At 28.3% G+C, this 15,061-nt stretch carries 10 protein-coding genes, 1 riboswitch and 1 other annotated feature; of the genes, 9 read left to right on the top strand and 1 reads right to left on the bottom strand.

Annotation, left to right across the window (positions count from 1 at the left end):
* Window positions 1-23: 23 nt before the first annotated feature.
* Window positions 24-245 (top strand) — a binding site (T-box leader).
* A 47-nt stretch (window positions 246-292) separates the two neighbouring features.
* From metG to JNUCC81_RS18015, 8 genes are all read left to right on the top strand, one after another.
* On the top strand, window positions 293-2,230 hold the full coding sequence (gene metG / locus JNUCC81_RS18050) for a methionine--tRNA ligase (RefSeq protein ID WP_454094721.1): 1,938 nt from the start codon (window positions 293-295) through the stop codon (window positions 2,228-2,230).
* 18 nt (window positions 2,231-2,248) lie between these two features.
* The gene (locus JNUCC81_RS18045) at window positions 2,249-3,022 is read left to right on the top strand and encodes a TatD family hydrolase (protein WP_454094720.1); all 774 of its coding nucleotides are present in this window, start codon (window positions 2,249-2,251) and stop codon (window positions 3,020-3,022) included.
* 122 nt (window positions 3,023-3,144) lie between these two features.
* Window positions 3,145-3,228: riboswitch (cyclic di-GMP riboswitch) on the top strand.
* A gap of 46 nt (window positions 3,229-3,274) precedes the next feature.
* Window positions 3,275-4,063 carry an EAL domain-containing protein gene (locus JNUCC81_RS18040; protein ID WP_454094719.1) on the top strand — a complete coding sequence of 263 codons (789 nt, stop codon included), beginning with the start codon at window positions 3,275-3,277 and terminating at the stop codon, window positions 4,061-4,063.
* A 251-nt stretch (window positions 4,064-4,314) separates the two neighbouring features.
* The gene (locus JNUCC81_RS18035) at window positions 4,315-5,502 is read left to right on the top strand and encodes a metallophosphoesterase family protein (protein ID WP_454094718.1); all 1,188 of its coding nucleotides are present in this window, start codon (window positions 4,315-4,317) and stop codon (window positions 5,500-5,502) included.
* 426 nt (window positions 5,503-5,928) lie between these two features.
* Window positions 5,929-7,101: a MalY/PatB family protein gene (locus JNUCC81_RS18030; protein WP_454094717.1), complete on the top strand. Its 1,173-nt coding sequence runs from the start codon at window positions 5,929-5,931 to the stop codon at window positions 7,099-7,101.
* A 31-nt stretch (window positions 7,102-7,132) separates the two neighbouring features.
* Complete coding sequence (locus JNUCC81_RS18025) at window positions 7,133-8,692, top strand: AbgT family transporter (RefSeq protein WP_454094716.1); 1,560 nt, start codon at window positions 7,133-7,135, stop codon at window positions 8,690-8,692.
* Between the two features lie 50 nt (window positions 8,693-8,742).
* Window positions 8,743-9,936, top strand: a complete 1,194-nt coding sequence (locus JNUCC81_RS18020) for a M24 family metallopeptidase (protein WP_454094715.1) — start codon at window positions 8,743-8,745, stop codon at window positions 9,934-9,936.
* 134 nt (window positions 9,937-10,070) lie between these two features.
* Complete coding sequence (locus tag JNUCC81_RS18015) at window positions 10,071-12,134, top strand: sigma-54 interaction domain-containing protein (protein WP_454094714.1); 2,064 nt, start codon at window positions 10,071-10,073, stop codon at window positions 12,132-12,134.
* A gap of 61 nt (window positions 12,135-12,195) precedes the next feature.
* Here the strand turns inward: JNUCC81_RS18015 and JNUCC81_RS18010 are convergent, their stop codons facing one another.
* Window positions 12,196-13,089: a LysR substrate-binding domain-containing protein gene (locus tag JNUCC81_RS18010; RefSeq protein WP_454094713.1), complete on the bottom strand. Its 894-nt coding sequence runs from the start codon at window positions 13,087-13,089 to the stop codon at window positions 12,196-12,198.
* A gap of 189 nt (window positions 13,090-13,278) precedes the next feature.
* Between JNUCC81_RS18010 and JNUCC81_RS18005 the strand changes: the two genes are divergently transcribed.
* The gene (locus JNUCC81_RS18005; RefSeq protein ID WP_454094712.1) at window positions 13,279-14,979 is read left to right on the top strand and encodes an FAD-dependent oxidoreductase; all 1,701 of its coding nucleotides are present in this window, start codon (window positions 13,279-13,281) and stop codon (window positions 14,977-14,979) included.
* Window positions 14,980-15,061 lie beyond the last annotated feature (82 nt).

Below are 15,061 nucleotides of genomic sequence, written 5' to 3'. Positions count from 1 at the left end.
TAAACATAAGTATAAACTAATATTAATAAGCTATGAAAAGAAGAGTAAATAAAGACTTTTTCTAACAGAGAGCTAGATTAGGTGAAAGCTAGCGTTAAAGAAATTATTGAACATGGCCTTGGAGCTTTCTTATCCAAACGATTTAGTCCTTAAGATAAGACGATTAGACCCGTTAAAAGTCTACTAAGATATCTATACAAATATAGATAAATTAGGGTGGTACCGTGATTAATCTCGCCCCTATGTATTATAGGAGGCGAGTTTTTTAATACAATAAATAGGAGGTAATAACATGACTAAACCAAGTTTTTATGTAACAACGCCTATATATTACCCAAGTGGTAACTTACATATAGGACATACTTATACAACTGTTGCAGCAGATGCAATAGCTAGATTTAAGCGTTTCTGTGGATATGATGTAAAATTCTTAACAGGAACTGATGAACACGGAGAAAAAATACAAAAAACTGCTAGAGAAAAAGGTATGACAGAAATAGAATACTTAGATGGAATGATAGCAGATATAAAGAAACTATGGAACACAATGGACATATCATATGATGATTTCATAAGAACAACACAAGATAGACATAAGGTAATAATCCAAAAGATATTTACTAAGCTATATGAACAAGGTGATATATACAAAGGTGCTTATGAAGGACGATACTGTACTCCATGTGAAAGTTTCTGGACAGAATCTCAATTATTAGAAGGAAATAAGTGTCCTGATTGTGGCAGAGACACTTATTTAGCTAAAGAAGAAGCTTATTTCTTTAAATTATCTAAATATGAAGATAGATTAAGAGAATTATTTGCAGACCCTAACTTCTGTTTCCCAGTATCAAGAAAAAATGAAATGGTTGCTAACTTCTTAGATAAAGGATTAGAAGATTTATGTGTAACTAGAACTACATTTGACTGGGGTATAAAGGTACCATTTGATGAAAAGCACGTTATATATGTTTGGGTAGATGCTTTATGTAACTACATAACAGCTTTAGGATATATGAGTGAAAATGATTCAGAATACAAGAAATTCTGGCCAGCGAACGTTCATATAGTAGGTAAAGAAATAATGAGATTCCATACTATAATATGGCCAGCAATACTTATGGCTTTAGGTGAAGAAGTACCTACACAAGTATATGGACATGGATGGATATTATTTGATAATGATAAAATGAGTAAATCAAAAGGAAATATAGTTTATCCAGAACAAATGATAGAAAGATATGGAGTAGATTCATTAAAATACTTCTTATTAAGAGAATTTGCATTTGGTCAAGATGGAAACTATACTCATAGAAACTTCGTAACAAGATTAAATTCAGATTTAGCTAATGACTTAGGAAACTTAGTAAGTAGAACAGTAGCAATGGTTGAAAAATACAATGGTGGTATAATACCGATGGCTAAGGCAAATACTGAATTTGATAACGATTTAAAAGAAGTTGCTAGATTATCAGTAGAAAATTTTGAAAAAGAAATGGATAAACTTCAATTTAATGAAGCATTAGAAAGCGCTTGGAAATTAATAAGAAGAACTAACAAATATATAGATGAAACTATGCCTTGGGCTTTAGCTAAAGATGAAGCTAATAAAGATACTTTAGATACTGTACTTTATAACTTATGTGAATCTATAAGAATAATAGCTACTCTTATAAACCCAATAATGAATGAAACAGCTAAAAAGATATACTGTCAATTAGGTATAGTTAATGAAGAATTAACAACTTGGGAAAGTGTTAAGACGTTTGGTCTTATAGGAGAAAACACAAAAGTTCACAAAGGTGAAGCTTTATTCCCAAGATTAGATATAGAAAAAGAAGTAGAAGAATTAAATGAACTATTCTCAGAAAAAAAAGACGAGGTAGTTGAAAAACCTTTAGAACACAAAGAAAATATAACAATAGACGAACTAGATAAAGTAGAACTTAGAGTAGGTAAAGTAATAAGCTGTGAAAAGCATCCAAAAGCAGACAGATTATTAGTATCCCAAATTAAAATAGGACCAGAAACAAGACAAATAGTATCTGGAATAGCAGCTTGGTATAAGCCAGAAGATATGGTTGGTAAAGACGTTATAGTAGTATGTAACTTAAAACCAGTTAAATTAAGAGGTGTAGAATCTCAAGGTATGATATTAGCAGCTGGAAATGATGGAGATGACTTAGTAGTTCCAACAGCAATAGGTGCTAATGATGGATGCGAAGTTCGTTAATTAGTTAGGAGAAAAAATATGTTATTTGACTCACATGCACATTTAAATGATGAAAGATTTGATGAAGATAGAGAAGAGCTAATAAAGTCTTTAAGAGAGAAAAATGTTGATTTAGTAGTAAATCCGGGGGCAGATATAGAAACATCAATAAGCGCTATTGAACTTTCAAAGAAATATGATTTTATATATGCAGCTGTAGGAGTTCACCCACATGATGTTGGTGAACTTGATGATACTGCAATAGAAACTTTAAGAAAATTAGCTACTGAAAATGATAAAGTAGTAGCAATAGGAGAAATAGGGCTTGATTATTATTACGATAACTCTCCTAGAGAAGTACAAAAAGAGTGGTTTAAAAAGCAAATAGAGTTAGCTAATGAATTAAAATTACCTATAATAATACATGATAGAGATGCACATGGAGATACTTTTGAAATAATCAAAAATACTAAAAATCCTGAAATAGGATGTGTGCTACACTGTTATAGTGGAAATGTAGAATTAGCTAAGGAATATATAAAAATGGGTTGTTATATTTCTATACCAGGAACTGTAACTTTCAAAAATAATAAAAAAACTAGGGAGGTAGTAAGAGAAATACCTCTAGAGTATTTATTAATAGAAACAGACTCTCCCTATATGGCACCAGAGCCGCATAGGGGCAAAAGAAATGACCCATCATTAGTTCAATTTGTTGCAGATAAGATAGCACAAGAAAAAGGTATATCTTATGAAGAAGTATGTGAAGCTACAAAAGAAAATGCTAAGAAATTCTTTGGTATAAATAAATAAATTATAAAAAGCACATAAAATCTAACTAGATTTTATGTGCTTTTTTTATATATGAAACATATTTTTATAAAAAAACAGAAATGCATATAAATGAATAGACATATATACCATATAGGGTTTAATATATAGTTAGATACTTTGAAGCATATTCTGTATATGGGTACCTAGAATATGTGGAGTTATTGGTACAACCGGCTAAAAATATCTACTGATGTTTTTAGTCTTTTTTTATATAAAATAATGGGAGGGAATATGGGGCCTTTGAATATAAATAAATTTGAAGAAAAATATTGGGCAATAAGAGAAGATATCTTATCTAATGATAAGCCTGGATTTAGCATAGTATATCAGCCTAAAGTCGATATAATAAATAGAAATATAATATCATGGGAGATTTTAAGTAGATGGTATAATCCCAAGTTTGGGTTAGTACCTCCACTAGAATTTATAGAAATAATAAGAGATTTAGATAAAGAATATGAGTTTGATATACATGTATTTGAAAAAATGTGTAAGGATATAATAAAAAGTAACTGTATTTATAACACATATTCTATAAATATATCTATAAATACATTAAAGAGTCCTTCTATATATGAGGACATATTAGGAATAACAAAGAAATATTCAATTAACCCAGAACAAATAATACTTGAAATACTAGAAACAGACCCTATAAATGAATATGAAGGAATTATAGAAACAATAAATAAATTAGATGAAAAAGGTTATAAGATATCAATAGACGATTTTGGAACAGGATATTCTTCTTATTATAGATTATGTAATATTAATTTTGTTGAAATAAAAATACCTAGAGAGTTTTTACCAAAGCCTAATGATAATAAAGAAAAAAAGCTTAAAGTCTTAAGAGGAATTGTTGATATGGGAAAAAGCTTAGGATGTAAAGTAGTTATAGAAGGAATAGAAACACAAGATGATCATAATATAGCTATGAATCTTGGAATAGATTATGGTCAGGGATATCTTTACTCACGTCCAGTATCATTTAAAAAATATACAGAAATGATAATGATGTAATACATAAAAAATTTAGATAATTATTCTAATAAGAAATAGCGCTTATTTACTAAATAAGTGCTATTTTTTATGGTATAAAAGGTAAGTATATTTAAATATCTATAATTTAAAAATAATTTTAAAATTTTTCAAATAACCATTTAGGTCTAAGAAATAACCATTTACACACTATATATTGTAAAAATATATAAAAATATTATTCTTATATAATGATAAGGTATTTTTAATCAGAAAAGGAGGAACTATATTATATGGGTCAAATATGCATTATTTCTGATATTCATTCTAATATTCATTCACTAAGAAAATTCTTAAAATATATAGAAGAAAAATATGATATAGATTATATTTTAAATCTTGGTGATTTTGTTCAAGATGGGCCTAATCCATGCGAAGTATTTGATATAGTTATGAATGACAAAAGATTTATAAATATTATGGGTAATAAAGAATATGAATTAATCAATTATAATCATGATGATTGTTTGTTCTTTGATGAAGAAGAATCACATGAATTATGGACATTAGAAAAATTGGGAAATGATAAATTAAGTAAAATTAAAGAATTACCATTATCTAAGTCAATTGAGTTATTTGGTAAAAAAATTTTTATGATACATTCAAATTATGAACACTCAGACTCCTTTGGAGGTAATAGTTTAACAACTATAATAACAGAAAATTCTATTGAGAAGTTTTCAAAAAAAGAACAAATATTAAATATAAATAGTCATGATTATCTATTAATCGCAGATAATCATCTTGAATGTTTAGAAAATCACGAAAATTATAAAATAATAAAACCTGGAGCTATAAGTTCTTTAAGTAATAATACTATTAAATTTGCTTTAATAGACATTAATAAGGATGAAGAAAGTATTTATTTTAAAAATTTAAAACATGATGCATATGAAGTAGTTGAACAATGTGTACATGATAATGTTCCAGATCCTTATTGTAATATATATACTAATAAAATAAAAAAGGATATCTATGATGTTTATATAAGTTCTAAATATGATACAGATATAATCCCTATAGATTGGTCATTTTTCCCTTTAATAGTTGAAAAATTGATTAAAGAAAGTGACGTTATTCAATTGTCTTGTTTTAATGATGACTTAGAAGTAATTAGTGAAATAAGGTCAAAGTTGAATGTATTAGAAGAAGAGGAAACTGAAATTAACTCAAATCATAACCAAATATTTTTTAAAGTAAAAAAAGATAAAAATATAGTAAATCTTTTAATAAGTGGTTATTTAAATAAAAATAAATTAAAATGGTTTAGCATTTATTTTTATAAAGAAAATGATGTAGATCCTTATTTCATATGTGAACATAATGGATATGAAATTATTATAAATAATTTAAATAAAAATGATATTAATTTTTTTAAGAATATATCTAATAATGAAACTATAACGATAGATTTTTATTAAAATAATATTTTTATTATATTTTTAAGGAAAATAAAAAAGTGTAATTAAACATAAAAAAGCTGGCTTCTATATTAAATATAAGTCAGCTTTTTTATGTTTAAATTAATACTAGATATAATTATCTTATTTTAAGGGTATCTACACTGAAATGGTTATTAAGTAACCTAAAAATCAACCATATAAAACAACCAATTTCCATAAAATGGTTGAAATATTCTAGCTATAATAATATCCAATTATTGTAAAAAAATAATTTTAATATACTAAATTATAGAAAGATGTCGCATAATGTTTAAATATTAACATTGTTGTATTGTATAAGAGTGTAATTTATTATACAATAAAATGAAAATGTTTTCATAGATGTAAATTTGGCATACATATTGCTTAAAACAATAGTATAAAAAATTTTAAGGAGGTATAGTTATGATTTACGATTTTAATCCAATAATGGATCGTAGCAAAAACTATTCGGCAAAACATGATGAAGCAGCAAATAAATTTGGAAGGAAAGATATAATACCGCTTTGGATAGCAGATATGGATTTAAAAACAGCTCAACCAATAATAGATGCTATGATATATAGAGCTAATCAAGGTATGTTTGGATATACATCAAGACCAGAAAGATATTTCGAATTAGTAAAAGAGTGGCAAAAGAAAAAGAATAACTGGGATATAGATATAAAATATATGTCTCATTCAACAGGTGTAATGCCTATGATGTGCCACTTTATGAGAGAATTTTTAGGAAGAGGGGAAAAGGTTATTGTACAGCCACCTGTGTACTCAGAATTTTTCACAGCAGTTGAAGATTGGGGAGGAGAGTTATTATATAACCCTCTTAATTTAATAGATGGAGATTATTATATAGATTTTGATGATTTAGAAGAAAAAGCTAAACAGGGTGCAAAGTATTTAATAATTTGTAATCCACACAATCCAGTAGGTAGAGTTTGGACAAAAGAGGAGTTAACTAAAGTAGGAAAAATTTGCCTAGATAATGGAGTTATGGTTATATCTGATGAAATACATTCAGACTTAATGCTTTGGGGAAATAAGCATATACCAATGGCTTCTATATCAGAAGAGTTTGCAAGAAATACTATGACTTGTATATCAGCAACAAAAACTTTTAACTTAGCTGGATTACAAGTATCAACAACAGTATTCCCAAATATTGAGTTAAAAGAAAAGTATGAAGATGTTCAAGGAAGATTAGATTCTAAGAGAAATAATTGTTTTAGTTTAGTATCTAACATGGCAGCATATGAACATGGAGAAGAATGGTTAGAACAATTACTTGTATATTTAGAAGGAAATATAGATTACATTATTAATTTCTGTAAAGAAAATATACCTCAAATAAAGCCAAATAGACCCAATTGTACATATTTAATGTGGCTTGACTGTAAGGATTTAGGGTTAGATGGAGATGATTTAGTTGATTTCTTTATAAATAAAGCCAAATTAGGGCTAAATGACGGAAGAAGCTTCGGAGAAGGTGGCGAAGGATATATGAGGCTTAATGTTGCTTGTTCAAGATTATTATTAGAAAAAGCAATGAATCAGCTAAAAGAAGCGGTTCTTGGTCTTTAAATAAAATAAAAAATTAATTAGGGGGATTAAAATGCAAGCTGGAATGAAAAAACAAAAGAAAAGTTTTGTACTACGATCGCTAGATACAGTGGAGAGAGTGGGTAACTCTCTTCCTCATCCTGCTACAATATTTATAATATTAAGTGCTTTAGTAATAGCAGTATCAGCAATCATGGGTAATATGGGTGTAAGTGTTTCCTATGATGCGGTAGATACTGCAACAGGAGAAATTGTTAAGAACACTGTAACAGCTCAAAGCTTACTATCGCCAGATGGTATAAGATTTATGTTTACTAATGTAATTAGTAACTTTACAGGATTCTTCCCATTAGGACCAGTGTTTGTGGTAATTTTATGTGTTGGTGTTGCAGAAGGAACAGGATTCTTATCAGCAGGATTAAGAAAAATAGCGAAAGTAACTCCAAGAAAATACGTAACAGCAATGGTTGTATTATTAGGTATTGTATCAAATATAGCATCATCTACAGGTTACGTTGTATTAGTTCCATTAGGAGCAATAATATTTATGAGTTTTGGAAGACATCCAATAGCAGGTCTAGCAGCAGCATTTGCCGGGGTCTCTGGAGGATGGAGTGCAAACTTACTAATAGGTAGTAATGATCCAATGTTCGCTGGTATATCTACTGAAGCAGCTCATATGTTGGACCCTAATTATTTAGTTCAGCCAACTTCAAATTGGTTCTTCATGGTAGTATCAACATTTTTAATAACAGCAGTTGCTACTTATGTAACTGAAAAAATAGTTGAACCAAGATTAGGTGAGTATAAAGCTAAAGAAGAAGAGAAAGTAGTTAATGATATAACTGATCTAGAAAAAAGAGGAATGAAATTTGCGTTAATATCACTGTTATTATATGTTGTACTTATATTAGTTTTAGTAATTCCTGAAAATGGGGTGTTAAGAGATACAGAAACAGGGGGCGTTTTAAGTTCTCCATTTATGAGCAGTATAATCCCTATAATGGGTGGAGTATTCTTAGTACCAGGAATGTTTTACGGAATAGGAGCAAAGGTAGTTAAAAATGATAAAGATATAATAGAGTTAATGGTCAAAGGTATAGGAGGAATAACGGGATTTTTGGTTCTTATATTCTTTGCAGGTCAATTTATAAAGTACTTTGACTATTCAAATCTTGGAACAATAATATCTGTTAACGGAGCTCAAATTTTAGAAAAGACAGGATTTGTAGGTTTACCATTAATAATATGTTTCATAGTGTTAACTGCGATAATAAATATATTTATAGCAGTTGATTCTGCTAAATGGGTTTTAATGGCTCCTATATTTGTACCGATGTTTATGAGAATAGGGTTATCTCCAGAATTAACACAAGTTGTTTATAGAATAGGTGACTCTTGTACAAACGTTATAGCACCATTAATGCCATTTTTCGCATTAATAGTTGCATTCTGTCAAAAGTACGACAAAAAAGCTGGAGTAGGGACATTAATAACTACTATGGTACCTTACTCAATAGCATTTTTATTAGGATGGATAGTATTATTTATAGTATGGTACTTCTTAAATTTACCATTAGGTCCAGGAGCACCATTATTCTATCCTATGTAGTATTTAATTTTAAAATAAATTAAACCATATAAAAAAAGGAAGAGATTATCATGAAACCAAAGACTAGTAAAATAAAAAAAATACTTAAAAAGTATAATATAGATGGTGCTATAGTAAATTCTCCAGAGAATTTTACTTATATAACAGCATATTCTTCACATCAACACACAGTATCTAGACAACCACACTTTGCAGTGGTAATTTTAGATAATAACGAAGATACTAAGCCAGTAGCGATAGGAATGGATTTTGAATCAGAGGCTTTTTCAGATTACATGGATTGTGATGTTAAGAAATATAGTACATGGGTTGGAGCAAAAACTCTTGAACAAGTAATTGCTAATGAAGAAGTAGAATTAAACCCTAGATTTGTTACATCTTTAGATGTTGTTGTTGAGACAATAGAAGAACTTGGACTACAAAACAAAACAGTAGGATTAGAGTTAGATTATTTACCTGTTAACTATTACAAATCACTAGAAGAAAGATTACCAGAAGCTAAATTTGTTAATATATCTAATTTGTTTTTAGAGTCTAGATCAGTAAAAGAAGATGATGAGATAGAATATTTCAGAAAGCTTGCAAGAGTTGCAGATGAAGCATTAAATTATACAAGTCAATTTGTAGAGATAGGAAGAACTGAAAGAGAACTATTTGATATTTATTGTGAAAAGGTAATGGAATCGGGTATATGTTTACCAAGTGGATGGTCTTCTTTCTGCGCTGGTAAAAACTCAGGAAGACTTTGTAGGTCTATAGATAGAAAAATACAAAATGGAGACATAGTAAAATTTGATGGTGGTGTAAATGGAGATACTAATTTTTATACAACAGATTTTTCTAGAACTTGGATTGTAGGAGATGCACATCCTATAGCATATGAAATAAAGGAAAAGCTTTGTGAAGCACAAAGGTTAATGATAGAAGCTATAAAGCCAGGTCTAACTTTTAATGAATTATTTAAAATAGGATTTAATCATGTTAAGGCAGATTATAAGTTCTATGAAAGAGGGCATTTAGGACATAGTATAAGTATGGGACCTCAAACTGCAGATGCTCCATTTGTTTCAATAAATGAAAATAGAGAACTAGAAGAAGGTATGGTTATTTGTATAGAGACACCATTTTATATGACAGGATTTGGTGGGTTTAATATAGAAGATATGATTTTAGTTACTAAAGATGGATGTGAGGTATTAACTCCAATTACTCCTCATTGGCTAAATAAAAATAATTGCAAGTAATAGTAAAGTTTGAAAGGGTTCATATAGTTTATATATGAACCCTTTTACTTTTATTTTGGAAGAAGTATCACATTGAACCTATGTAAATGGGTAAGGTATAATAAAATTATATTTTAATTATAGAAAGGGCATTTATGAAGAAAAAAGTATGTATAGTAACTTATGATAAAGAAGCAGCTTTATTTTATGAAAAAATTTTATCTAATTTGTTTGGAGATACAATAGAGTTAGATACTATGTGGGTAGGAGAAAAACAAAGATTTGATAAGGTAAATCATGATTTATACGTAGTTACTACTTGTTCTTTTAGAGGAGATGTTATAGCCAAGTCTAAATTATCTAAACAAAATGATACGGTTATAATAGAAAGAACTATAGCTAAAGAAAGTCTAGAAAAACTAAAATCAGTTCCAGATGGTACAAAGGCATTAGTTGTAAATATAACGCCAAGAATGTCTATAGAAACTATTGCTCATTTAACGGATTTAGGTATAAATCAAATTAAATTTATTCCATATGATTCAAGTGATGATTATTTGCCTAATTATGATATAGTTATAACACCAGGAGAAACTAGATATACTAATAATTTTAATAAAGAAATAATTGATATAGGTGATAGAGTTTTATCTATAAATACAATCGTTGAAATTGCACTTAAGTTAAATCTAGAGAGCTATTTAGAGATGGAAAATTTCAAGAAATATTTTCAAAGTTTACCTAGGTCAAATTATAGTATAGATCATTTGTTTAATAAATCTATATATCTTGAAAGTAACTTCTATATTCTTCTAGAAATTCTAGAACTGGGTGTAATCGGAGTTGATGAGAACAATAACATTTATGCCTATAACAAAAAAGCAAGATCAATAATTGGTCTTGAATGCAAAGATATAATAGGGCAAAATGCTAAGGAATGCTTAAAAGAGATACCATTTGAAGATTTTAAAATAAATATGAAAGAAATAAATCATAAACTAATAAAAATAAATAATGTCGATATAGTTATATCCGTGAGACCTGTTATAAGAATGGATAAATATATGGGAGCTTTTGTTATTTTACAAAAATTTATGGAAGAAGAAAATAAACAGCTTAAAATGAGAGCTCAATTATCTAATAAAGGTCATTATGCAAAATATACCTTTGATGATATTTTAGGTAAATCTGCAATTATTGAAAAAACTAAAAATCTAGCTGAAAAAATGGCAACATCAAATGCATCAATAGTAATAACTGGTGAAAGTGGGACAGGGAAAGAACTTTTTGCCAACGCAATACATAATGAATCTAAAAGAAGTGAGTATCCCTTTTTAGCTATAAACTGTGGAGCTATACCTGATAATTTACTTGAAAGTGAATTATTTGGATATAATGATGGAGCTTTTACAGGAGCTAAAAAAGGTGGAAAGCTAGGGCTGTTTGAATTTGCACATAAGGGTACATTATTTTTAGATGAGATAGAAGCTATGAGCCCTATGCTTCAGATAAAGTTACTTAGAGTTCTTCAAGAAAAAGAAGTAATGAGATTAGGTGGGGATAAACTAATAAATGTAGATGTAAGAATAATTGCAGCAACAAATGAAAAAATTTCTGATTTAGTTGATAAAGGTAAATTTAGAAAAGATTTATATTATAGGCTATGTACACTACCTATAGAATTACCTCCCCTTAGAGATAGAGGAGAAGATATATTCTTATTAATTGATAAGGCTATGAATGAGTTTGGTGGTAATTTTAAACTTTCAAAAGAAGTTATGATAATGTTTAAAAATCACAATTGGGAAGGCAATATAAGAGAACTTAGAAATTATGTAGAATATTTTTGCTATATAGGAGATGAACTAATAAAAAAAGAAGATTTGCCAGTTTCATTTAAAGAGAGACGAAAATCGGATAATAATGTAGAAAATATAAAAGCTGTATCTGAATTAGAACAATTAAAAAGAATTTCTGGAAACCGAATAGAAGAGTACTTATTTGTATTAAAATCAATAAGTGAAGCTCATAAAAATAGTCTATCGATAGGGCGTAAAGCTATATCTGATAAATCAAAAAAATATGGAATTAATCTTTCAGAACAAGAAGTTAGAACAATACTTACAAAACTAGAAAGTATTAATTTAATATCAATTTCTAAAGGCAGAGGCGGAACTAAGATGCTTATGGAAGGTATAAAATTAGTAGAAAACTTATAAAATTAAGGGTATATTTGAAAACTTTCATATTCAAATATACCCTTATAAAATTTATATTAATTTAATAGCAAAAACATCTCTTTGGAGATGATAAAAAATCTATAAAAATTTTTTCATATTTAGTCAATGTATAGTTCTTTCGATAAGCAATATAATAATTAAATTCTATATTAAATCCACTTACATCAATCTTTTTTAAATTAGAAGATCTAAGTTCTTGTCTTATAGAGACTTCAGGCAAAAATGAAAAACATTTTTGTAGAGAAATAGAATTTTTAATAGCTTCTTGGGAATTAAGAGAATAAATAACATTTAAATTTTCAAAATCTAAATTACTACTTTTAAAATAATTTTTTAAAATATTTCTAGTTGCAGAACCTTCTTCTCTTAAAATAAGTTGTAAACTTAATAGTTCATCTAGTGTAACTTTATCTATGTCTTGATCATATCCACCTACTAAAACCAATCTGTCAGATAGTATAGGTATTGAAATAATCTCATTATCAATATTAGACTCTTGTATTATTCCAATATTTATATGTTTTTCTTTTAATTCATTTATTACTGTATCAGAATTATTTAATTCAAGAGATATTTCTATGTCTTCATAGATTTGTTTAAATGTATATATACTGCAAGGTAGTGCATATTCGCCAATGCTTTTACAAGAACCTATTAATAGAGGTTGTCTCTTACCTTGTAAATTTTTAAGATGAATCTGTAAATTATCTTCTAAAGATAACATTTTATCAGCGTAATCAAAAACTATTTTCCCTTCTTCAGTAAGTTCTACCCCTCTATAGCTTCTTTCTAATAAGTTTACACCTATTTCATTTTCTAGATTTTGTATTTGCATACTTAAGCCAGGTTGAGTTAAATGTAGTTCTTTAGCTGATTTGGAGATACTTTTATACTTAGCAGTCATATAAAATGAACGTAAGTGGTCAAGATTCATGTAATCACATCCTACAATATTATAATAAAAATATTATATTTTACTTTGATATGCTAGTCAAATTAATATAAGCAAGAATCTAAGGTATAAGCAACCTCTATCTAGCTATAACCAATCCTTATTACATAGCAAATTATATATATAGTAAAATAAAATTATTAAAATACTAGTATTAAGGGAGATGTTACTGTGAGCAAAAAGATATTAATAGTAGGGGGAGTTGCAGGTGGAGCATCAGCTGCAGCAAGATTAAGAAGATTAGGCGAAAATGATAAAATAATTATGTTTGAAAAAGGTCCTCATGTTTCATTTTCTAACTGTTGCTTACCATACCATTTAAGTGGAACAGTAGAAAGTCATGAAGATTTAGTACTTATGCACCCAGAAAAATTCTTTAAACAATATAGAATAGATGCAAGAGTACATAATGAGGTTATTTCTATAGATAGAGAAAATAAATCAGTTAAGGTAGTAGATGTAATAACCGGAAAAGAATATACTGAAACTTATGACAAGTTAATATTATCTCCAGGTGCTAAAGCTATAGTTCCTCCAATAAAAGGAATTGATAAAGTTAATTTATTTACAGTAAGAAATGTAGTAGATATAGCAAAATTAAATTATTTTGTAAAAGATATAAAAAGTAAAAATGTATCTGTAATAGGCGGAGGATTTATAGGTGTAGAAGTTGCTGAAAACCTAAAAGAAGCAGGATATAATGTAACATTAATAGAAGCTGGTAATCAAGTAATGAAACCATTTGACTATGATATGGCTCAAATTTTACATAAAGTACTAGATGACAATGGTGTTAATTTAGTATTAGGGGATAGAGTTAATTCTTTTGAAAAAGATACTATAGTGCTAGGTTCGGGTAAAAGAATAGAATCAGATGTAGTAGTTATGGCTATAGGTGTGTCACCTGAAACCAAATTAGCAGTAGAATCTGGAATAGAGCTTGGTGATACTGGAGCTATTAAGGTAGATCAAAATTATATGACAAATGATAGTGACATATATGCTGTAGGAGATGCTATAGAGGTTCATCATGCATTAACCAATTCGGTAACTAGGTTAGCTCTAGCAGGACCTGCTCAAAAGCAAGCAAGAGCGGTAGCAAATCATATAAATGGAATGTCTATAAAAAATACTGGATTTATAGGTTCATCAGTTATAAAGGTATTTGATTATAATGCAGCTTCTACAGGTTTAAATGAAAGATTAATAAAAGATTTAGATTTAAATATAAAATATGAAGTTGTAAGAGTTATACCTCCGGATAGAGTAGGATTAATGCCAGATGCTTCTCCTATGCACTTTAAATTAATATATGAGGTTCCAACAGGAAGAATATTAGGAGCACAAGCTATAGGCAAAGGAACTGCTGATAAGAGAATAGATGTAATTGCTACAGTAATAAAGTTCGGTGGAACTTTAGATGATTTAACCGATTTAGAACTATGTTATGCACCTCCTTTTGGAACAGCTAAAGATGTAGTTAATCACGCAGCATATGTTGGTTCTAACTTATTAGATGGTAAGTTTAAGCAAGTATATGTTACTCAAGTTAGAGATTTAGTGGAACAAGGTGAATGTATAATAGATGTTAGAGAAGAAAATGAATATGAACAGGGAAATGTAAAAGGTGCTATAAATATACCTCTTAGCCAGTTAAGAGATAGAATAGATGAAATACCTAGAGATAGAGCTTTATATATACATTGTAAGAGTGCTCAAAGAAGTTATAATGCATCATTAGCATTACAACAATTAGGATTTAAAGACGTTTATAATGTTGCTGGTGGATTTTTAGGGATATGTTTAAATGAGTACTTTAATGATAAATCAACAGGAAGAGAGTCTATTGTCACTAAATATAACTTTAAATAAAAATTTAAGTTAGGTTCGATATATATTAAAAATAACCTAATTATATAATGTAAAAAAGGTCAAATATGATTTAAGCTAATAT

The sequence above is a fragment of the Faecalimicrobium sp. JNUCC 81 genome (assembly GCF_053667625.1).
This window is presented reverse-complemented; position numbering and strand designations above follow the sequence as displayed.

What these genes read in the sequence shown, in the direction of transcription:
- metG (WP_454094721.1), top strand. Translation starts at nt 293, where the DNA reads ATGACTAAACCAAGTTTTTATGTAACAACGCCTATATATTACCCAAGT.
- JNUCC81_RS18045 (WP_454094720.1), top strand. Translation starts at nt 2,249, where the DNA reads ATGTTATTTGACTCACATGCACATTTAAATGATGAAAGATTTGATGAA.
- JNUCC81_RS18040 (WP_454094719.1), top strand. Translation starts at nt 3,275, where the DNA reads ATGGGGCCTTTGAATATAAATAAATTTGAAGAAAAATATTGGGCAATA.
- JNUCC81_RS18035 (WP_454094718.1), top strand. Translation starts at nt 4,315, where the DNA reads ATGGGTCAAATATGCATTATTTCTGATATTCATTCTAATATTCATTCA.
- JNUCC81_RS18030 (WP_454094717.1), top strand. Translation starts at nt 5,929, where the DNA reads ATGATTTACGATTTTAATCCAATAATGGATCGTAGCAAAAACTATTCG.
- JNUCC81_RS18025 (WP_454094716.1), top strand. Translation starts at nt 7,133, where the DNA reads ATGCAAGCTGGAATGAAAAAACAAAAGAAAAGTTTTGTACTACGATCG.
- JNUCC81_RS18020 (WP_454094715.1), top strand. Translation starts at nt 8,743, where the DNA reads ATGAAACCAAAGACTAGTAAAATAAAAAAAATACTTAAAAAGTATAAT.
- JNUCC81_RS18015 (WP_454094714.1), top strand. Translation starts at nt 10,071, where the DNA reads ATGAAGAAAAAAGTATGTATAGTAACTTATGATAAAGAAGCAGCTTTA.
- JNUCC81_RS18010 (WP_454094713.1), bottom strand. Translation starts at nt 13,089, where the DNA reads ATGAATCTTGACCACTTACGTTCATTTTATATGACTGCTAAGTATAAA.